The sequence below is a fragment of the Kribbella lupini genome (assembly GCF_039529595.1).
GTDB lineage: Bacteria > Actinomycetota > Actinomycetes > Propionibacteriales > Kribbellaceae > Kribbella > Kribbella lupini.
Genome location: NZ_BAAANC010000002.1, coordinates 1315844 through 1334657, shown reverse-complemented (window position 1 = coordinate 1334657; position 18814 = coordinate 1315844). Strand labels below are relative to the sequence as shown.

The following is an 18814-nucleotide window of genomic DNA, read 5'->3' as shown; positions in this document are numbered from 1 at the left end:
CTCAGTCGGACACCACTCGCACCTGGACGTCGTGATGATCGGCGTTGGCCGCCGCGAACGCGAGCAGGTCGGTGCCTTCGGCAACGAGCTGCGTGGTGAGCTCGGTGGATGGCCGGCGATAGGTGCGCACCTGGAGAGTCGCGGTCGCCCCGGTGCGCTCGATGGTCCAGTCGCCGCCGGTCACACCGTCGATGAGTACGACGGACGGCACGGGACCGTGGGGACGGAACGAGTAGCGCTGGAAGTCGTCGGTGATGACCCGCGTGCGGTCGGCGTGGGAGAGCAACAGGTTGTCGAAGTCGTAGAGGTATCGCGGTGGAGCGGGCGTATCGGCATCGGGGCGCGGAGCCTCGGGCAGATCGAACAGTTCGCGGCCGTCCTCGTCGCGTCGTACGAGCAACTCCCCGCTGATCGAGTCGACGACTTCACTCAGGCGGGTCAGACCGGACCAGGTCTGCATGTCGCGCACGGTCGCAGGGCCGAAAGCGCCGAGGTATCGGCGTACCAGGCCGGCGAGGTCCAGGCCGCTGTCGGTTAGGTCCCCGAGCCAGGCCGCAGCGGTGGTGTGTGCGATCGGTCCGCTCCGGCCCCAGAGCCCGCGCGGCGGCACCTGGACGAGCGGCACCAAGTTGCGTACGGCGTACGCGAGGCCGGCCGGAGGACGGTCGGGCCAGCGCTGGTGCAGGAGCTCGCCGAGTTCGCGTTGTGTGCGTGGACGTTCAGCGAGCAACTCGCGTCCAGCCGCGATGACAGCGTCCACGTCGAGATCGCGGACTGCCGCCTTGTGCGTGTGGTTGGTGAACAGGTCGCGATCCAGAGCCGGCTGGACGAGCGGCCGCAGGGCGCCGGCGTCGCGCGCCGTGATCAGGTGGATGGTCGACCGCATCACGGCCATCCGGACCAAGGTGCGATCGACCAGCCCGTCGGCCGCGACCTCGGGGCGGAAGCCCGCGATGCGGGTCCACAGACCGGCGTACCAGGTGTGGGGCGTCTGTGCCTGCAGCCCGACAAGATGCTCGATCACGTCGGGCACCGAGCGATCGGTGCGGGAGAGCAGGAACTGGCGGGCGAGGGTGGCCCGGTTCAACTCGCGTCGGCTCATCGGGGTGGTCATCGCGGCTGTCTCACACTTCTGTGTTGTCGGGTGGGTCGGCGGCCTGTACGACGCTCAGCTGGCCCGGGAGGCCTGCCCGTAGCGCTCGGCGAGTTGGCGCAGGTGCGCGTGCAGTTCAGCCGGCCCGGTCTGGATCTCGAAGTCCGCGTCGAGCAGGCCGAGGTGTACGGCGAGCCCCTTGACCGAGTCGGAGCCGGTGCTGAACAGGCAGGTGTGCTCGTCGATCGGTTCGATGGTGCCCGCGGCTGGGGGCAGTTGCGCTGCCATGCTGTCTGCAGGCGCGTGGATGACGACCTTCGCGTAGTACCGCCAGGCGGCCGCGGACACCCGCCGGGACACGTAGCTTGCGAGGTCGCCGTCCCCGGGCAGTTGGCGAGGGGTGAAGCGTGGACCGGTAGGAATGCGCGGCGAGATCCGGTCGACCCGGAACGTCCGCCAGTCCTGGCGATCGAGGTCGAACCCGACCAGGTACCAGCGGCGTCCCCAGTTGACCACGCGATAGGGCTCGACCTGGCGCCTGCTGGGCTCCGCGCGGTGTGACCGGTAGTCGAATCTCAGTTGCTCGCGATCGCGGCAGAGTCCGGTGAGCTGGGTGAGTAGTTCGGGGTCGACCAGGGGTGCGGGTTCGTCTTGCGGGACCTGCACAGTGAACGTGGCGATCGAGCTGACCCGGCGGCGCAGCCGCGAGGGCAGGACTTGCTCGAGTTTCGTGAGGGCCTGCAGAGAGCTCTCCTCCAGTCCGGTGAGCTCGGCCGCCTTCCGCAGGCCGATCACCACGGCCACGGCCTCGTCGTCGTCCAGCAGCAAGGGCGGCAGCGATCCGCCGGCTCCGAGCCGGTAACCACCGACGGAACCACGGGTCGCGTCGACCGGATATCCCAGCCCACGCAGCCGTTCGATGTCCGCGCGGACGGTACGCGGACTGACCTGGAGCTTCCCGGCCAGCTCGGCGCCGGTCCAGTCCCGCGGCGATTGGAGCAGCGTCAGGAGCTTCAGCAGTCGTGCCGAGGTCTCGATCATGGGGAAAGTCTGGCAGCTCATTAGGAAGCTGGCTCGCCTAATGAGGGAATAGCGTTCTGGACATGACGACAAACACCGAGATTCGCCACTTCCGGATCGACATCCCGCAAGCCGACCTCGACGACCTGCAGCGCCGCCTGGCCCAGACCCGCTGGGCGAACGAGCTGCCCCTGAAGACCGAAGCAGCCGTCCAGACCGGGCCGGTACCGCCGGGCTGGGAGTACGGCGTACCGGTCGGCTACGTCCAGCGACTCGTCGAGACCTGGCGGACGACCTACAACTGGCGCGAGTGGGAAGCGCGGCTGAACGCCTACCCGCAGTTCGTCACCGAGATCGACGGCCAGCAGATCCACTTCCTCCACGTGCGATCGGCCGACCCGAACGCCGTTCCGCTGCTGCTGACCCACGGCTGGCCGAACAGCGTGATCGAGTTCCTCGACCTGATCGAACCCCTGACCGCTCCCGCCGACGGCCAGGCCTTCCACGTGGTGATCCCGTCCCTGCCCGGCTTCGGTTTCTCCGGTCCGACCACGGAGCAAGGCTGGAACAGGTACCGCACAGCCCGCGCCTGGGCCGAACTGATGCGCCGCCTCGGCTACGACAAGTACGGTGCCCACGGCAACGATGCCGGCGCCTACGTCGCCCCCGAACTCGGCCGCATCGACCCCGACCACGTCATCGGCGTCCACGTAACCCAATTGTTCTCGTTCCCGTCCGGCGGCCCAGCCGAACTGGAAGGCCTGTCAGAGCAAGAACTCGGCTACCTGACCTTCCTGCAGACCTTCCAGGACAACATCCGGCGTACGCAAAACTCCAGCAAACCCAGCCCCAAACCCTCGCCCACGCCCTGGCCGACTCCCCCTCAGGCCAGTTGGCCTGGATCGCCCAACTCCTAGGCGGCACCAGCGACGACCACGTCCTCACCAACGCCACCATCTACTGGCTCACCAACACCGCAGCGTCCTCAGCCCGCTTCTACTACGAGGACCACCACGCCACCCACCCCACCGAACCAACCACCACCCCCACCGCCCTCTCCAGCTTCGCCCACGACTTCCGCCCCCTCCGCCGCTTCGCCACCCGAGACCACGCCAACATCGTCACCTGGACCGAACACAACCGAGGCAGCCACTGGGCCACCCAGGACGCCCCCGACCTGCTGCTCAAGGACCTCCAAACCTTCTTCGGGGACCTCATCTCGCACTAGAAGCCGAGTGCCGAGACTGCCAGCGTCCTTACGACAAGAGGTCCCCACCCCACGCCCTGCCAGCCAAGCTCAATAACAGGCAGCGGCCAGGTGCAGAATGAGGAATGCCCTTATGGCTCGGGCCAAACCGCAGAGGAGCGAACCAGTAACGCTTAACAGCACGTCCGATGCTGCGGACGGATCCCTCGAGACTTCGGTACGACCACCCGCACGCCGCCAGCGGCGCTCGTCGGACCCGCGATAGGCACCCGCGGGCCACGGCACGTCTGCGTCGCGAGGGACCGCAACAGTTGCTTGCAATCTGGCGGTCGTGGTGCCAAGTGGCGTCATTGCTTGGGATTTGGTTGGGGCGCGTACATGCACGAGGGTGAAGTTGCGGACTGACACATAGAAAGTCAAAACAGTCAACGCAATCGCACTCGCGGCCTGAACCACGGCCTGCCAGCCAACGGACAAAGGCGTCAGCAACCTGCGACGGCAGACCGTGCCTCAGGCGTGCAGCTATTGCGAACGTCCGTGGCCGCGGATCAGTCCCGGAAGCCAGCATACGAAGGGTAGCTAGCGGCGGCGTGGACTGTTGTCGAAGGCGTTGTCGAGATCGTATCGAGCGGCAGCGATGAATGCTGCCTCCGCGTCCTGACAGGCCTCCACAGCTTTCTCTGCGCCTGCGCTATCCTCCGAGTTAGCGATGGCGTCTGAGAGAGTCCGCAGCGCGTTGTCCCACCGCCAGGCCTCGTCGATCGCTGGCTGTCCGCCGACCAGCCGAACTTCGGTCAAGGCCCGGATACTCTCGGCATAGGCAAGGCCGGCGTCGGCGTACTTACGGTTTCCGTAAACCGCCGGTCCTCTGATATTGACCTCGGGATTCAATACTGTTGCCTGCCAACTGCGGGCGGCCGCGACGAACCGCAGGTACGCCTCGCGCTTCTCGGCCCGGATCCGCAGGCTGGTCTCTCCGGCGAATGCTGACGACTGGGTGCGTAGCGCGATGGCCCCACCGATCAACACACCTACTAGAGGCCCGAGGAAATTCAGTACGAGGCTGATGATGTCGGTCATACGCCCCCTGTTCGCTGACGCTCAGGCCTAAGCCATGATGGCGGAGACATCGACGCTACGGAAGCCCAATAATGGTCTGGTGCCGCCGCGAGGCTCTTCTGTTCGATCAGCGTCGTCCGAAATGCGGCATCCGGCAGACCTTCCATCGTGTCGGCAGCAGCAGGTGCAACCACCCAGCCGGGAGGCCGCGCGCCGATCCATGCTCCCCGCCGACTTATCGAGTTCGCATCCGCTTGCTGACGGCACGACGCCACGACGGCGGTCGATCGCTGCCTAAGCGCTCCATGCAGAGTCTCAGGAAGCACCTACTCTGGCGCGCGGCCGCCAACGTTGTTGCACCGGCTAGGACGGCCTGCGCCAGGTTACGGCGCGAGACGCCCGACGATTTGGTCGTCACCCGAGTGCCGAGAGCCCGCTCTAGCCAGGTTTCAGATGCCGAGGCAAGCGACAGGGGCGCCAGCTAAGCCGACGCCCCCATCCATCAAAGCGCTGAGACTGCGCGGGTTCTGACGAACCCCATTATGTGTCCACTGACTGACATTCCCAACATGATATGCCTTTCTCGGATCCACCGCTACTCCTACCGGCCGATCCGCTGCTAGCGTTCGAGCTAAGGGGATGTGAACCTGCGACGTTGCCCGTCCAGGTACTTGCGCTGCACGTAGGGGGACGGATGTCAACAGCACACCAGAGCGACTACTTCACGCTCTTTCGTACCGCGCTCGATGAGAATGACCGTCGAAGCAAGGTGATTGTTTTCGCGGACATCGTAGGGTCAACCGATATGAAGGCGAAAGGTGAGGTGACCTGGCTGCCAACAGTCGGCAAGTTCTATGACGTCGTGGGAGAAGCGGTCAGCCAGACTGGTGGACGGGTAGTAAAGTACTTAGGCGACGGTGCCGTGCTTGCGTTTGACGACGATAAGGCAGCCGAGGCCATCAACGCTGCCATCCTCATCCAAGAGAGTCTCGAGGAGCTCAGGCACGACAACAAATTGCAGTGCCAATGTTCGATCGGGGTCACTACGGGACGCCCCGTGAGTTTCGAGATTGCCGGCGCCACGGATTTCGTCGGAGAGTCAGTTGACCTGGCCGCCAGATTATGCGGCGCGGCAAATCCCAACGCGGTATGGGCCGATGCCAATACTGTCTCGGCAGCCAATATGGCGCGGGTGCGAAGCCGTGTCGGAGCGGCCATGCGCCGAGGGGTCGCTGAGTACCGCACGGGGGAGGAGTCTGTTCGGCTTAAGGGATTTTCAGATCCGGTCAAATATCACGAAATCATTTGGTCAACGACACCTTTCGGCGTGAGAAACAGCGTGGTCACTCAGATTGTTAATCGTGAGAGTGACAAAGTGGTAGCAGAAGCCGCCAACACTTCTCGGGACCGCTCCCGGGAATGGCAGCTCGGAACAGTGGTGAGTTGGAGTGGTGATCGAGGCATGGGCTTCGTTCGTGCGGACGGCGAAAAGGAGGACCGCTTCGTCCTCAAGCACTGGCTCGTCGGTGTTGACGAGCTGCCACGAGGCCAGAGAGTCGCATTCCTCGGCAACACAGCTGCGCCAGGGAAAAAGAATGCGACGGCCGTGCGCGTGATGATCTTCGATCAGCCAACTCAAGGTCAGATTGCCGTATGTCCGGACGGCCGGGATTACGTGTTTGTCGAGGTGCGCGACTCAAATCGTACTCCCAATCGAGGGCTTATCTTCTGCCCGCGCCCCGCGACCGAATCCAAGATCGGAGACTGGGTGTCAGTCGTTCCTATCGTCGACGCATCGGGTCGTCCGGCGATGCGGCTGGGGTAACGGACTTATGAAAGACGAGCTTGCGTCCTTCATTGGGCGCCAAGGGCTTCAGTCGACCATCATTGATGCCCCAGAACCGGGTCTAGCAGCGGTGATGACTGAGGATGATCGAGACCTTATCAACTGTCTATTGGTCCTTCAGGATCTATCAATGCCGGTTGATGAACTGGCAGGGTTCGCTAAGTCCCTACCGCGATACGAGGCCATCCGAACGGCCTTGATCCTCCCGGACGGCTATGCCGAATCTGATCGCACAAGATGGGTGCGAGATGGCGCGGACCTGTTCAATCAGACACTGCCTTTCACCGAGTATCTGGACAGTCATATGCGTCCCGAACGAGTGTGTACCTACCTCACTGAGGCTGGCGCCGATGCGCCGAATCAGGAAGCAGGTCTTCTGTTCGAGGACGATTTCATACCCCCGATAGCCATAAGCCAGTACGCAGGTAAAGTGAACGCGATTGCCCATCTGGCAAAGGAATGGGCTACCGGGGTCTCGCCGAGAATGAGCATGATTCTGGCGCCCGCCGGGTTTGGAAAGAGTAAACTAACCCACATACTTGCCAAGCGTCTCGCTAAAATTTATGCGCAGGGCGGAGTTCGGAAGCCTCCCTTGCCGTTCTTGATTCCCTTCGGAAAATTTCGGAGATCGACGTCCTTTGAAGGACTCATCTTGTCGGCTCTGGCGCGACATGGACGACCTTTGCTGACCCTTCCGGCATTCCAATACTTAGTCGGTCGAGGTCGGATCCTCTTTATTCTCGATGGCTATGACGAGATGCTGGAGGCGATGCCTGAGACGGCAAAGTCAAATATCGCCGAATTTATTAGCATGGCGGGACCATTGAGCAGAATAATTCTTACATCGCGAACGCTCTTCTATCGAAGTTCAGGTGATGTCGTATCAATGGTTGGGGATCCGAACCTAGTAGAGAGTGATGTAGAACTTCTCGAACTCCAAGCCTTTGATAAGACGCAGGCAAAGCAATTCATCAAAAAGAAGCTAGACCGAGTTGGAGACCGTTCGCAACGCGTGGAGCGTGCACAGAAACTGATTGAGCGAGACGCCGGTGGATTCGGCATCTATGGAAGCCCATTCTTCCTTTCTGAGTTTGTTGAACTTATCCGCGGCGACAAGTTTTCAATCGCAAAATTGGGAGCGAGGGAATTTGTTGACTTTCTCGTTCAGGTGGCCTATAAGCGCGAACGAGAGCGCCAGGGTCATGGCTTCAGCGATGATGAGCAGCAGCGCTTTTTGGAGGCAATCGCGCTTGATATGCTTCAAAGCGGCGCCGCATACTATGCTCTAGAAGATCTAGAGGTGTTTGCGCTTGAGGCTATAGCTTCAAGTCAAGAAACCATAAATGTCCCCGACCCAGAGGGGCGTAGGCGAGTCTCGAAGTTATTTAGCCATCATTTCCTGAGCGCCGAAGAGGGACAGGTCGGGTCGTCTCAAGCGGCAACGATTAGGCATCAAGTCTGGCGTGACTATTATCAGGGGACGTCGCTGGCGCGAGCCCTCGTTCCGGCGCTTCCGGAGGCTCTCCTCGTCTTGAACCGCAGGGACCTCTCCGACGGGGTGGCGCGCAGTGTTGTTGCGGCAATCGGCGCAGAGCTGACTGTCCCGCAACAGTTTGTCGTCAAATTCAATGATGTAGGTCTACGCAATGTCCTGCGACTGCTTTCTGCGGCTGTTCCAGTCGGTGATGACGGGCAGTTGAACGCGGTGCCGAGCGATCTGAGCGAGCGCTTGAGCGGTAGAGATTTTCGTGATGTAACGATCTCTGGTCTAGATCTACGGGGGAAAGATCTTAGGCACACCAATCTCTCCGGTGCCCTGTTCAGCAACTGCGACCTGAGGGACGTTGCTTGGGACGGAGCGCTACTGAGTGGAACGGCGTTCGTGGGCTGCTCGGTCGACTCGCGTCTGAGTACCGCGACGAATGCGAGCTCTACGATCGACGATATTGAATATTTCGGTCCTCAGCTTTCTGATAGGTGGGCGGAACCCATCTTGACGGACATAACAAATCCGGCCGAAATGCGGGAGTCGCAGGAGGACTACGTACTTCGAATCATTGCAGGCAGACTCGCGAAATTCTATAGGGGCGGTCGCCTTGATTCGGCCATTAGCTGGCCCGCCTTTATGGGCGGCCTTCCGCCGATTGACCGAGATTTTGTCATACGGAGAGTTGTAAGGGCACTTAAGACAGAGGGCTTCGTAGCAGAGGATCGGGGTGCGCATGGGAGTCGGCCGCCATTCATTCTCACGGGAGATGTTGGTCGCCGTCAGGACGTCCTGCTGCTAATCCATGATGGCGTGGCTGGCGAGACCATACAGGCGGTCTGTGACCGTTTGGTCCGAAAGGCCTAATGAGGGGTGCGGAAGTGTATTCATATGCCTGAAAATTTTCGAGGTTGGCGCCTAGAGGTTGGAGCGCCCTTTCCCGCGCCCTTCTTCGTGGAGAACAATGGTCGATCGAAGGTGCTTATTGGTCCGAATGGGTGTGGAAAGTCAAAGTTCATCGACGCCATGGCTGCGCCGGGGACATCGCGCGTATATGCGAAACTTCCGGATGTATTGAAGCGCGCTTGGGTGGGCGCTAGTTCTGAGAACAACCGCCTGGCGTCGCCTCTGCCACAAGAGGTGGCTGCGGTAGTTGACTTCATTCCCTACGTCGATGATGACCCCAACCGTTTCTGGTCTGTTTCGTCGGAGGTGGATGAGGCCGTCGTTTGTCTGTCAGATGAGAGGGGGGAGGACCTGGAGAGGGGTTCCTGGACTATTCCGGTTGGTGGTGCGGCATCTCTGTGCGAGGAGTGGATCCGGCCAGATGTTGGGATCGCAGTTGACCTCCAGTTGCATGCGCAAGCAACATTTGCCGATTGGCTTTCGGAGTGTCTGCTATGCCTCGATGCGCGAATTGTGCGCTCAGGCAATCCTCTGGTAGGGCGTCTCGCGGACGGTACGGGAGTTTCATTCCTGTCGATTGCAGAGTCCTTCTGCGCGTCAGTAGCCACGAGGACTCAGACCAGACTCAGTGCCTTTGTTGGATTTGACCTGGACATGCTCATTGCTCCTGAAGAGAGCTTCCAGTTCAGACTTCGAATGTCCGGCGAATGGTTTCCCTACGATCGCGCGAGTACTGCCATTCGCCGGTGGGTAAGCCTGGCCGCCACGGAAACTCTGCGAGAATACTATCTACTCGCATGTGGAGTTTCTAAATTTCACGAGGGTCGATTGCCGGCGGCGGAATTTCTTGACGGGACCATCCTTGACCAACTGATCCCTCGCGGGCCGGTTTCTGGCTTTGCGACGAAGAGCGCGTGGGTAATGCTCGATGAACCGGAGGTTCATCTGTTTGGAAGTGAGGCGCAGAAGCTTGGCGAGTCGTTGGCGGAGGTTAGCGTCGGCGGTCGTTTGATAGTGGCTACGCATAGCCTTGAGCTCGCGGCAGGCCTGGTGGGCAAATGTGACTTCTTCACCTTTACTGCCCCCGGGTCTTTTGAGTACTCGCCGCCTGATGAGTGGGCTAGCACTCAGCTAGCAAGGTTGGCCGTCGAGGGTCCGGGCGCACTTGCTGGTCTTAAGGTATTATATGTTGAGGGTATCTGGGATGCTAATATTTTAGACTTTTTTTATCGCGATAAACTCCGCGATGCACGTGTTGTTGTTTGCCCCACGCACGGAACTCTCGCCGCGAGTGGAGTGGTCACCTCAGTCTGGCAGCGCCTCATCGGTTCCCCGTTTGGGGTGATGTTCGATTCCTTGACCGCTGGTGACACAGAAGAGCGATGGCGTTTGCTTCAGTCGCGCGCCCTTGTCGATCGTCGAGGAACTGTTCGGGAACTGCGTGCCAGGGCGGACAGACCGGATCGGCTCTCGAATGAAGATCTCGGCCTATTGCGGGTTCAGGCCAACATTTTGGAGGCGAGCATGGAGACGAGGGTCAGCTTCATGATGCATGGCCTCTCGGACATCTTTCAGGTTGTTAGTCCAAAAGCGTTCGGTGCGGAAACGGACTCGTGGCGTGAGCTCGGACTCAAGCCAGGAGAGAGTTTCAAGGGATTTATCCGAACCCGATTTGGATATGGTCTGGATAGTGGTGATGGCGCTCGCACCCTCTTCCGACGGCTCCAGTCGCGAGAAGTTGGCGTAGACCCGGAAGCAAAGCAGGCGGTTGACGGAGTGGTCGAGCCCTTCCTCAATTGGCATGGAGTATGAGCCATAGGAGCGACCGGCGTTTCGGCGGTCGAGGAGGTCCGCCTCGCCAGCGCCAACCTGGACTGGTGATCAACGGCGCGATGTAGTGCTTCATGTAGTTCCGGGGAAGTCCGCACCGTAGTCTCTTCCAGGGCGATTAGGTCAAGTTGTCGGTGTCACAAGGTGGCTGACGGGTTGCACATCTGCGCCGCGGACGACCTCGTCGATGTGTGTCCGGAGCCGGCGCATCGCCGTTCTCTGCCTCGGTTCGCTTTGTGACTGGCCGCCGGGATCGTCTCGCGAAAGCCTCGCCATCGCTTGAAGACCTGACGATCTCCTGCGCGCCAAGATCCTCAGCGTTCCACTCGGGAAGGTTATCTGCCGCGCTCGGGTACCCGGGTGGACGAAGCAGACAGTGGTTGGGGTGCTGGAGTCAGGTCCTGATGAGCCGTCAGCTTGCTCACCGCACGCCGCCGGCGGTGCTCGCCGAAAACCACGGTAGGCGCCCGCGCCGCAGGCGCCGGAAGATACTGCCGCCGCCGCAGGCGGTGTCCTTTTAACCTGGTAGGCCCCGTCGGACTCGAACCGACAACCCGCGGATTAAAAGTCCGCTGCTCTGCCAATTGAGCTAGAGGCCCGGGTGTGGGGACCAGTGTGACAGGTGTTGGGGGTGGGGGGCCAACTGGAAAGGGGATGAGACCAGTGGTGACGGTGGTCTCGGACGGTGAGCAGTGGATCACTGTGGGTTGAACCGGATGGACGGGTGGGTCGTTTGACGGGGTGAAGGAGCACCCTCGTCAGCGTGAGGCGGGTGGGGGTGTGGAGCCGTCCATTCACCTTTGAGGAGTAAAAGATGCTGGAGCGCTGGCAGGGACAAGTGGTTGCTGTGTTCAGGATTGTGGTGGGGTTCTTGTTCGCGACGCACGGGGCTGCTGCCTTGTTCGGGGTGTTGGGGGTGAAGCAGGTCGAGGCGCTGGCGTGGCCTTCCTGGTGGGCTTCGGTGATTCAGGCGGTGGGTGGGGCACTGGTGATGGTGGGGTTCGGGACGCGGTGGGCTGCCTTGCTGTGTTCGGGGTCGATGGCTTACGCGTACTTCACGGTGCATCAGGTTGACGGGTTGCTGCCGGTGGAGAACGGTGGGGAGAAGGCGGCGTTGTTCGCGTTCGCGTTCCTGCTGATCGCGGTGCTCGGGAACGGTGGGTGGGCGCTGGAAAGTAGCCTTCCGGGCAGGAAGCGGGAGTCCGTGGCGGCCGGCGAGTAGCGGGGTGCCGGGCCGTGCCGATCCACGACGACAGAGCGGGAGTGCCGATGGCCGACGACCGGGCGGCGCTGCTGCGTGAGCTGCACGACGTGCACGCGCCTGCGTTGTGGCGGTTCGTGGTCCGGCTGACCGGGGACGACCGGTTCGCCGAGGACGTCGTGCAGGAGACGTTGCTGCGGGCGTGGCGGCGGCCGCAGATCCTGACCGAGGACGAGGCGGGGGCCCGGGCCTGGCTGTTCACGGTGGCGCGCAATCTCGTCATCGACGACCGGCGCAGTGCCCGGGTCAACCGGGAGGTGGCCAGCGACGACCTGCCGGAACGGCCGAGCGCCGACCACGCGAACGCCGTACTGGACGCGTGGCTGGTGTCGGACTCGCTGGCGCAGCTGTCGGAGGACCATCGGCAGGTGATCGTCCGGGCGTACTACGGCCGGCGGACCGTCACCGACATCGCCAAGGAGCTCGACATCCCGCCGGGCACGGTGAAGTCGCGGTTGCACTACGGGATGCGGGCGCTGAAGCTCGCGCTGCAGGAGAGGGGGGTGACGCAGGAATGAGCGATCCGTACCGGGACTGGGACGCGGCCTACCTGCTGGGCGCGTTGTCCACGCAGGATCGGCGCGCGTACGAGGAGCACCTGCGTACGTGCGCGGACTGCTCGGCGGAGGTGGCGTCGCTGGCGGGCGTCCCCGGGACCCTGGCGATGCTGCCGGGGGACCGGGCGCTCGCCACCCTCGACCCCACCCCGCCGAACCTGTTGCCCGGCCTGGTCCGGGCCGTCACCCGGGACCGTCGCAAGCGGCGGTTCCGGGTCGCGGGGCTGGTCGCCGCGACCGCCGCCACCGCTGCCGCGATCGGCGCGGTGGTCGCGGTCCCGCTGGCTCGCGAGGAACCCGAGGGGGACTACGTCGTCCTGGCGCAGACCGTCGCCAGCAAGCTGACCGCCGATGCCCGCCTGGTGGAGGAGCGGTGGGGGACGACGATCGAGATCAGTTGCCGGTACGACGAACTGGCGACCCCGAGCGAACGCGCCCGCGGCTACGACCTGTTCGTCACCGACCAAGCCGGCAAGACGACGATGATCGCGAGCTGGACGGCCTCACCCGGTACGACGGTGCGCCCGGCCGCGACGACGAAGCTGCACCGCGCCGAGATCCGCGCGCTGGACATCCGCAGCTCCGACACCGGCCGGATCCTGCTCGCCGTGCACTTCTGAGAACGCTTGCATCAGTTCTGACGGTCACATCCGGCACGGCGCATGACAGGTGCCGGATGGGGCACCTGAGTGCAAGGAAGGGCGGGTCGCTCGAGAGGCAAGTCGTTCCAGGCCCCGGTGTTCAGACCCGACGCACCGGGGTCGCCTCGCGTCCGGGGGAGGACGCGGAACGGCCGGGTGGTCGGTGTTAAAGTTCATCCCGGTTGGGAAGTCAGCCGGTGGCGCAGCATGCCGCCCGCAGTGATTTCGACCCGTTGAGGACACACCCCGGTGAGAGCACCCTCCCAACCGTCGGGCGCAGGAGCCCGGTGAGCGACGAGTTCGCTCAGGAGCTGGCCCGGATGGCCCAGGTCTTGCACGAGCAGCCCGATGTGGAACAAACCGCCGAACGGTTCCTGGAGTTCGTGATGCCCAGGATCGGGACCACGCACGCCAGCCTGCTGCTGGTACTGCGCGGCGGCCGGCTGGAGTCGGCGACCGCGACCGACGCGCTGGTCGAGGAGGCCGACCGGGTCCAGATCGAGACCGGCGAGGGGCCGAGCTTCAGCGTGGTCCAGGACGAGAAGAGCGTGGTCAGCGGAGACGTACCGCGGGACCTGCGCTGGCCACGGTGGTCCGGGGGCGTCACCGGCGTCGGTCTGCGGAGCGTGCTCAGCGTCCGGCTCCGGACCCCGACCACGACGGTCGGCGTCCTGAACCTGTACGACCCCGTGGCCGAGCGGTTCGGCCCGAACGACGACGTGATCGCGCAGGTGCTCGCCGACCACGCGGCGGTCGCGGTGGCCAACGCGCGGAGCGAGTCGACGTTGTGGCAGGCGATCGACGCGCGGAAGCTGATCGGTCAGGCGCAGGGGATCCTGATGGAACGCTTCGACCTGACCGACGAGCAGGCGTTCGCCGTACTGCGCCGGTACTCCCAGGACCGCAACGTGAAGCTGCGGGACGTCGCCCAGCGGCTGATCGAGACCCGCAAGCTGTCCTGACGCAGAAAAAGTCGCTGACGCGTGTAACACCGGCCGTGTCGTCACCGATACAGAGGGTGTAACGCTGGATCTCGCCCCAGGTCAACCGCCCGAAGGGCCTGGGGCGGGATCCGCTTTCGCACGAGGCGCCCGAAGTACCCGTTACACAGCGAGGCCCCCGAGGAGATCTCCTCGGGGGCCTCGCTGTGGTCGTTCCTCCTACGACGCTTGCTCAGTCGGTCGGTCCGACTCCGGCAGAGCGATCCGGTCGGCCGGTAGCCGTTCGGTCCGCTCGACGCCGTCGTCGCCCTCGTACTGCACCATCCCGGTCCATCCCGCGTCCTCGTGCTCGCGGCCGATCAGCCAGCCGCGGTACCACACACCGTCCACCTGAACGACGACATGGCTGGGCAGAGGGAGGCGGGACACCAGTTCGGTGTCGGGCTCGAAACCAGTCATGGCCGAAGGCTAGGCCCTTTCACCGACACTCGCCTCCCGAAGGTGTGTTCCCCGCCGGGAATCTCACACCCTGGAAGCGAGTTCTCGCACCACACCGACAGGAAGGCCCAGTTCGGTCAGCGATCCGGTCACCTTGAGCGCGCGGCCGCCCGGTATCCGGCGGACCCAGCCCTGGTCGAGCGCGTGCCGGCACAGCGCCGAGCCGACCGCGCCGGCCAGATGCGGACGGCGTTCGGTCACGTCGAGGCAGGACCGGACGAGCGGGCGGCCGCTTCCGGTCTTGACCGCGATGCCGAGATCTTCCAGCCAGCGCGTGCCGTCGGGGGTCAGCGCGAGGCCGTCCGACCAGTCGAGCAGGCCGCGTTCGGTCATCGTGTCGATGACGGCGATGCCGAGCCGGCCGGCCAGGTGGTCGTAGCAGGTCCGGGCCCGTGCGAACGCGTCCCGACGGCTCGCGCCTTTGAGGCTGGTCGCGATTTCCGTACGACGAGGAGCCAGCGCCGACAGGCTTTCCAGCAGCTGCGCGGTCTCGGGTCCGGCCAACTCGACGTACCGGTGCCGTCCTTGCCGTACTTCGCTGAGCAGGCCGCCCTCGACCAGCAGGTTCAGGTGCTCGCTGATCGTCGGGCGCGAGACGCCGGCCAGCTCGGCCAGCTCCGTCGCGGTCCACGCGCGGCCGTCGAGCAGCGCGAGACAGACGGTCGCGCGCGTGCCGTCGGCGAGCATCCGCGCCCACGTGGCCAGTTCCTGGCCCTCGGTCGTCGTCATCCACCCATAGTGCCTCGGGGTCGGTTCGGCCCCGGCCGAAGCGATCCGGACCTAGGTTCGGCGCCATGCCCCATCTCACCATCGAGCCCTCCATCCTGTACGCCGGTACGCCGGTGGCCCTGCTCACCACGGACAACGGCGACGGGACCTTCAACCTGGCCCCGATGTCGTCGGTCTGGGCGCTCGGCGACGTCGTCGTCCTCGGTCTCGGTGAAGAGGGCCGGACCGGGACGAACCTGCGCAGCCGGCCGGACCTCGTCGTCAACTACCCGTCTCCGGTGCAGTGGGACGCCGTCGAGCGACTGGCTTCGCTGACGGGCAGCAATCCCGTGCCGCCCCACAAGCGCGCCAGGTTTCGCTACGAGCCCCGGAAGTTCGAGGCCGCCGGGCTGACCGAGCAGAAGTCCGAGCTGGTCGCGCCGCCGCGGGTCGGCGAGTGCCCGCTGCAGTTCGAGGCGACGGCGGTCAGCGTCGATTTAGATGCTGGCGGCAACTTCTTGGTCGTGCAGGCGAAGGTGCTCCGGGTGCACGCCGCGGCCGAGATCGTCGTACCGGGCACGTCGTACGTCGATCCGCGGGCCTGGTCGCCGTTGGTCTACAACTTCCGCCACTACTTCGGTCTCGGCGAGCAGCTGGGCGAGAGCTTCCGGACCGAGACACCTACCGCTTGAGCAGGAGCCGGTCCAGCTCCTCGTCGTTCAGTACGACGTCGAGCGCGGCCAGCGCCGGACCGAGATCGTCGGCGGTCAGCGTGCGGTGCTCGGTCCGGCCGTCGGCGTACTCGGTGGTGAGCTCGGTGCCGACCACGCGGCGACTGACGCCGTCGGCCAGGCGCATCACGACGAGCTTGGTCGAGAACGGCGAGTGCGGATGGGTCGCGACGTAGTGGTGGTAGACCTCGTAGTCGATCAGGCGCTGCGGCTCGTCGGTCGAGGCGTGCTGCGGGATCCAGCCGTCGGCGGTCCGCTTCGCCAGTGTCCAGGTGCCGGCGTCGTCGGTCAGCCGGTGTTCCCAGCCGCCCTGGTCGACGACCGCGCCGTCCTTGAGTGGCATCGGGTGCAGGATTCCGGCGCCGTACCCGACGTCGGCCAGCCACTCTTCGCCGTTCACGCGGACGAGCAGGTTCATGTGCGTCTTCGGTCCGGACTTGTTCGGCTGGACTCGCGCGACCCGGCGTTCGACCTCGAAGCCGAGAGTCTCCAGTACGGCGGCGAACAGCAGCGCGTGCTCGTAGCAGTAGCCGCCGCGTTGCCGCCCGACGAGCTTGGCCTGGACGACGTCGAGCTCCAGTCCGGGATGCGTGCCGAGGACGACGTCCACGTTCTCGAACGGGATGCTCCGGACGTGCGCCGCGTGCAGCCGTTGCAGCGTGTCCACCGAAACGTCGCCGGCGGGCTGGCCGATCCGATCCAGGTAGGCGGCCAGGTCGAGCCGCTCGATGCCCCACTCGTTGGTCATGGCGCCCAACCCAGCGGTTCAAGTCGACTTGAGGTCAAGGGGTCGGTGGCAGGATGACGGTGACTGGAGGAGGTCACGTGAGTCTTTCTTACCCGAAGCCCGAAGGCGTCGCCGCCGGGAACGGCTACAGCCACGTCGTCACCGGCCCCGGCCGCTGGGTGGCGATCGCCGGGCAGGTCGCGCTGGACGCCGCCGGGGAGATCGTCGGCGTCGGCGATCCGGAGGCGCAGGCCCGGCAGGTGTTCGCGAACCTGGCCGCTTGCCTGGAGGCAGCGGGCGCCACCTTTGCCGATGTGGTGAAGCTGAACTTCTACGTCACCGACATCGGGGTGCTGCCCGCCGTACGGGTGGCTCGAGATGCGTACGTCGACACGGCGAACCCTCCGGCCAGTACGGCGGTGCAGGTGGTCGGGCTGTTCCGCCCCGAGCTCGTGCTGGAGGTCGAGGCGTACGCCGTGGTCGCCGACTAGCGGAGGCGGTCGACGGCGTACCGGGTGGCCTGGCCGATGGCGGCGTCGACGCGGGGGAGGCGTTTGTCGGCGCGGGCGGCTCGGGTGAGGGCGGCGACGGCAACGGTCGGGCCGCCGGGGAGTTCGACGATGCCGACCTCGTGGCGGAGTGCGCCGAACGTCCCGGTCTTGCCGTAGACGCGGACGGCGTCGTGGGGGAACGCGGACGCGATCCGCTGGGTGAAGACCTGTTGCGCCATCAGCCGTCGCACGAAAGCGGTCTGCGGCGCGGAGAGGAGCTCGCCGGACCAGAGCGCGCTGAGCAGGGTGGTCATGTCGCGGGCGGTGGTCGCCGAGGCGTTGGCGGCTTCGTAGACGCCGGACGGGTCGGTGGTGTCGTTGTCGGCCAGTACGGCGAGTGCGGCGTCGGCGTCGGTAGCTCGCGTACGACGTACCAGCTCGCGGAGGTTGTCGGCCGTGCCTCGGCGGACTCGGGTGCTGGTCAGGCCGGCGCGCTGCAGGAGATCGGCGACGCGATCCAGGCCGACGACCTCGAGCAGTGCGTCGGCGGCGGCGTTGTCGGAGAGTGCCATGGTCGAGGCGGCGAGGTCGCGCAGGGACAGGGTGACCGGATCGCTGAAGATCGAGAGCCCGGTCGGGCCCGGAGTGCGGTCGCTGGGCTGGAGGGTGATCGGCTCCTGGGCGTTCAGCGCGCCGCGGTCGACCAGCTCGGCGAAGGCGATGGTGAGCGGGAGCTTGTAGACCGACGCCATCGGTACGACGTGGTCGGCGTCGAGGGAGATCGCCTCGTCGGGCCGGTCGAGGGACATCGCGTGGAACCAGCCGCGGGCGCCGGCGTCCTCGAAGATCGCGCGCAGCTGGTTGCCCGCGGAGTCGCGCTGCGGTGATCTCGCGGCGTCGCGACCAGGGGCGCTCACGGCGCCACCGCCAGGGCGTCGGCGATGCGCGCCAAGGCGTCGGGGAGCAGGGCGGACGGCGTACGGGCGCTTGGCCAAACCAGGCGGAGCCTTACGGGCAGCGGGTCGTCGACAATCGGATGGCGGCCAAGGCCTGCGGCATGCAGCGACCGGTCTGGTGTCACCACGATGGCCTGCCCGGCTGCGGCCATCGCCAGGGCAGCGCGCTCGTCGGTGACCACGACAGTGCCTCCGGCTGGGCGGTGGAGATCCAGTGTGTCCAGCACCAGGTCTCTGGCAGCCGGTGCCTCGGCCCGCGGGCGTACGGCGATCGGCAGCGCGTCCAGGTCGCGCAGCTTGAGCGGTACGCCGTCGTCCGGGTGCAGAGCGGTGGGCACCAACGCGTCGGTCGGCAGGAGGGTGACCGGCCCGGCCTGGAGTCCGTCCAGCACCGCGGGATGCAGTACGACGGCCAGGTGCAGGCGGGCGGACGTCAGCTGAGGCAGGAGCTGGCTGGTCGGAGCGGTGACGACTGTGACTCGGCCGCTGGGCAGTGCGGCGGCTACAGCGGCGCCGATGGCAGGCGGGACCTCAGGAGTGAGGCCTAGCCGGACCTCCGGTCCCTCCGGATCCTGAGCACCTGCTGCGTGGTGGAACTCGTCCAGCGAGCCCAGTGCACGCCGGGCGTACGGGAGCAGGGCTGCGCCGACGGCAGTGAGCTCGACTCGGCCGGGGCCGCGTTCGAAGAGCTTGGCGCCGACCAGCGCTTCCAGGCGGCGCAGGCCCTGGGAGAGCGGCGGCTGAGTAATGCCGACGACCCGGGCGGCGTCGCCGAAGTGCTGCTCGTCGGCGAGCGCGACGAAGATTTGCAGGTGTCGTTCAGTGAGCATGACCCGGCTGACCTGGAGTGATATGT

The 18814-nt window shown here is 64.9% G+C and carries 19 protein-coding genes and 1 tRNA gene; 11 read left to right on the top strand and 9 right to left on the bottom strand.

All coding sequences use genetic code 11. The annotated features are described in order from the left end of the window. Window position 1: 1 nt before the first annotated feature. Both ABD235_RS19630 and ABD235_RS19625 read right to left on the bottom strand, forming a co-directional pair. Window positions 2–1114, bottom strand: coding sequence for a winged helix DNA-binding domain-containing protein (locus tag ABD235_RS19630; RefSeq protein ID WP_344176006.1), 1113 nt, complete (start codon window positions 1112–1114; stop codon window positions 2–4). Window positions 1115–1168: 54 nt separating this feature from the next. Beyond that, window positions 1169–2134 carry a helix-turn-helix transcriptional regulator gene (locus ABD235_RS19625; protein WP_344176004.1) on the bottom strand — a complete coding sequence of 322 codons (966 nt, stop codon included), beginning with the start codon at window positions 2132–2134 and terminating at the stop codon, window positions 1169–1171. A gap of 62 nt (window positions 2135–2196) precedes the next feature. On the opposite strand from ABD235_RS19625, the gene ABD235_RS19620 reads away from it, so the two are divergent. Together ABD235_RS19620 and ABD235_RS19615 are read left to right on the top strand one after the other, a co-directional pair. Continuing rightward, window positions 2197–3030 carry an epoxide hydrolase family protein gene (locus ABD235_RS19620; protein ID WP_344176002.1) on the top strand — a complete coding sequence of 278 codons (834 nt, stop codon included), beginning with the start codon at window positions 2197–2199 and terminating at the stop codon, window positions 3028–3030. After that, on the top strand, window positions 3006–3341 hold the full coding sequence (locus ABD235_RS19615) for a hypothetical protein (RefSeq protein ID WP_344176000.1): 336 nt from the start codon (window positions 3006–3008) through the stop codon (window positions 3339–3341). The genes ABD235_RS19620 and ABD235_RS19615 overlap by 25 nt, the downstream gene beginning before the upstream one ends. Window positions 3342–3899: 558 nt before the next feature. Here ABD235_RS19615 and ABD235_RS19610 read toward each other — a convergent pair. Continuing rightward, window positions 3900–4400 (bottom strand): hypothetical protein, encoded by a 501-nt coding sequence (locus ABD235_RS19610; protein WP_344175998.1) that lies wholly within the window; start codon window positions 4398–4400, stop codon window positions 3900–3902. Window positions 4401–5073: 673 nt separating this feature from the next. Here ABD235_RS19610 and ABD235_RS19605 point away from each other — a divergent pair. Genes ABD235_RS19605 through ABD235_RS19595 form a run of 3 tightly spaced genes read left to right on the top strand, consistent with a single transcriptional unit; the run spans window position 5074 to window position 10429 of the window. Beyond that, window positions 5074–6204, top strand: a complete 1131-nt coding sequence (locus tag ABD235_RS19605) for an adenylate/guanylate cyclase domain-containing protein (protein WP_344175996.1) — start codon at window positions 5074–5076, stop codon at window positions 6202–6204. Window positions 6205–6211: 7 nt separating this feature from the next. Next, the gene (locus ABD235_RS19600) at window positions 6212–8578 is read left to right on the top strand and encodes an NACHT domain-containing protein (RefSeq protein WP_344175995.1); all 2367 of its coding nucleotides are present in this window, start codon (window positions 6212–6214) and stop codon (window positions 8576–8578) included. A gap of 24 nt (window positions 8579–8602) precedes the next feature. Next, window positions 8603–10429, top strand: coding sequence for an OLD family protein (locus ABD235_RS19595; protein WP_344175993.1), 1827 nt, complete (start codon window positions 8603–8605; stop codon window positions 10427–10429). A gap of 541 nt (window positions 10430–10970) precedes the next feature. On the opposite strand, the gene ABD235_RS19590 is transcribed toward ABD235_RS19595, so the two are convergent. Next, a tRNA-Lys gene (locus tag ABD235_RS19590) sits at window positions 10971–11046 on the bottom strand. A gap of 215 nt (window positions 11047–11261) precedes the next feature. Here ABD235_RS19590 and ABD235_RS19585 point away from each other — a divergent pair. The 4 genes from ABD235_RS19585 (at window position 11262) to ABD235_RS19570 (ending at window position 13868) form a co-directional block, all read left to right on the top strand. Then, on the top strand, window positions 11262–11669 hold the full coding sequence (locus tag ABD235_RS19585; protein ID WP_344175990.1) for a DoxX family protein: 408 nt from the start codon (window positions 11262–11264) through the stop codon (window positions 11667–11669). Between the two features lie 47 nt (window positions 11670–11716). Next, window positions 11717–12226 carry a sigma-70 family RNA polymerase sigma factor gene (locus ABD235_RS19580; protein WP_344175989.1) on the top strand — a complete coding sequence of 170 codons (510 nt, stop codon included), beginning with the start codon at window positions 11717–11719 and terminating at the stop codon, window positions 12224–12226. Further along, window positions 12223–12885: an anti-sigma factor family protein gene (locus tag ABD235_RS19575; protein WP_344175988.1), complete on the top strand. Its 663-nt coding sequence runs from the start codon at window positions 12223–12225 to the stop codon at window positions 12883–12885. The genes ABD235_RS19580 and ABD235_RS19575 overlap by 4 nt, the downstream gene beginning before the upstream one ends. Before the next feature lie 308 nt (window positions 12886–13193). Next, entirely contained in the window at window positions 13194–13868 is a 675-nt protein-coding gene (locus tag ABD235_RS19570; RefSeq protein ID WP_344175986.1) for a GAF and ANTAR domain-containing protein, read from the top strand. Window positions 13869–14066: 198 nt separating this feature from the next. Here the strand turns inward: ABD235_RS19570 and ABD235_RS19565 are convergent, their stop codons facing one another. Beyond that, the gene (locus ABD235_RS19565; protein ID WP_344175983.1) at window positions 14067–14306 is read right to left on the bottom strand and encodes a hypothetical protein; all 240 of its coding nucleotides are present in this window, start codon (window positions 14304–14306) and stop codon (window positions 14067–14069) included. Window positions 14307–14369: 63 nt separating this feature from the next. After that, window positions 14370–15074: an ArsR/SmtB family transcription factor gene (locus ABD235_RS19560; RefSeq protein WP_344175980.1), complete on the bottom strand. Its 705-nt coding sequence runs from the start codon at window positions 15072–15074 to the stop codon at window positions 14370–14372. A 65-nt stretch (window positions 15075–15139) separates the two neighbouring features. Between ABD235_RS19560 and ABD235_RS19555 the strand changes: the two genes are divergently transcribed. Continuing rightward, a complete protein-coding gene (locus ABD235_RS19555) occupies window positions 15140–15745 on the top strand; it encodes a flavin reductase family protein (RefSeq protein WP_344175978.1) in 606 nt (201 codons plus the stop codon). Here ABD235_RS19555 and ABD235_RS19550 read toward each other — a convergent pair. Next, window positions 15735–16532: an arylamine N-acetyltransferase family protein gene (locus ABD235_RS19550; RefSeq protein ID WP_344175976.1), complete on the bottom strand. Its 798-nt coding sequence runs from the start codon at window positions 16530–16532 to the stop codon at window positions 15735–15737. The genes ABD235_RS19555 and ABD235_RS19550 overlap by 11 nt on opposite strands. A gap of 77 nt (window positions 16533–16609) precedes the next feature. Between ABD235_RS19550 and ABD235_RS19545 the strand changes: the two genes are divergently transcribed. Continuing rightward, window positions 16610–17002, top strand: coding sequence for a RidA family protein (locus tag ABD235_RS19545; RefSeq protein ID WP_344175974.1), 393 nt, complete (start codon window positions 16610–16612; stop codon window positions 17000–17002). Here ABD235_RS19545 and ABD235_RS19540 read toward each other — a convergent pair. Beyond that, window positions 16999–17919 carry a serine hydrolase gene (locus ABD235_RS19540; protein ID WP_344175972.1) on the bottom strand — a complete coding sequence of 307 codons (921 nt, stop codon included), beginning with the start codon at window positions 17917–17919 and terminating at the stop codon, window positions 16999–17001. The genes ABD235_RS19545 and ABD235_RS19540 overlap by 4 nt on opposite strands. Beyond that, a complete protein-coding gene (locus ABD235_RS19535) occupies window positions 17916–18788 on the bottom strand; it encodes a LysR family transcriptional regulator (RefSeq protein ID WP_344175970.1) in 873 nt (290 codons plus the stop codon). Before ABD235_RS19535 ends, ABD235_RS19540 begins: the two co-directional genes overlap by 4 nt. Window positions 18789–18814: the final 26 nt, after the last annotated feature.

Coding starts and splice junctions, on each gene's coding strand:
- ABD235_RS19550 (WP_344175976.1), bottom strand. CDS start 16,532: ATGACCAACGAGTGGGGCATCGAGCGGCTCGACCTGGCCGCCTACCTG.
- ABD235_RS19625 (WP_344176004.1), bottom strand. CDS start 2,134: ATGATCGAGACCTCGGCACGACTGCTGAAGCTCCTGACGCTGCTCCAA.
- ABD235_RS19600 (WP_344175995.1), top strand. CDS start 6,212: ATGAAAGACGAGCTTGCGTCCTTCATTGGGCGCCAAGGGCTTCAGTCG.
- ABD235_RS19620 (WP_344176002.1), top strand. CDS start 2,197: ATGACGACAAACACCGAGATTCGCCACTTCCGGATCGACATCCCGCAA.
- ABD235_RS19585 (WP_344175990.1), top strand. CDS start 11,262: ATGCTGGAGCGCTGGCAGGGACAAGTGGTTGCTGTGTTCAGGATTGTG.
- ABD235_RS19595 (WP_344175993.1), top strand. CDS start 8,603: ATGCCTGAAAATTTTCGAGGTTGGCGCCTAGAGGTTGGAGCGCCCTTT.
- ABD235_RS19535 (WP_344175970.1), bottom strand. CDS start 18,788: ATGCTCACTGAACGACACCTGCAAATCTTCGTCGCGCTCGCCGACGAG.
- ABD235_RS19605 (WP_344175996.1), top strand. CDS start 5,074: ATGTCAACAGCACACCAGAGCGACTACTTCACGCTCTTTCGTACCGCG.
- ABD235_RS19580 (WP_344175989.1), top strand. CDS start 11,717: ATGGCCGACGACCGGGCGGCGCTGCTGCGTGAGCTGCACGACGTGCAC.
- ABD235_RS19610 (WP_344175998.1), bottom strand. CDS start 4,400: ATGACCGACATCATCAGCCTCGTACTGAATTTCCTCGGGCCTCTAGTA.
- ABD235_RS19565 (WP_344175983.1), bottom strand. CDS start 14,306: ATGACTGGTTTCGAGCCCGACACCGAACTGGTGTCCCGCCTCCCTCTG.
- ABD235_RS19555 (WP_344175978.1), top strand. CDS start 15,140: ATGCCCCATCTCACCATCGAGCCCTCCATCCTGTACGCCGGTACGCCG.
- ABD235_RS19630 (WP_344176006.1), bottom strand. CDS start 1,114: ATGACCACCCCGATGAGCCGACGCGAGTTGAACCGGGCCACCCTCGCC.
- ABD235_RS19575 (WP_344175988.1), top strand. CDS start 12,223: ATGAGCGATCCGTACCGGGACTGGGACGCGGCCTACCTGCTGGGCGCG.
- ABD235_RS19560 (WP_344175980.1), bottom strand. CDS start 15,074: ATGACGACGACCGAGGGCCAGGAACTGGCCACGTGGGCGCGGATGCTC.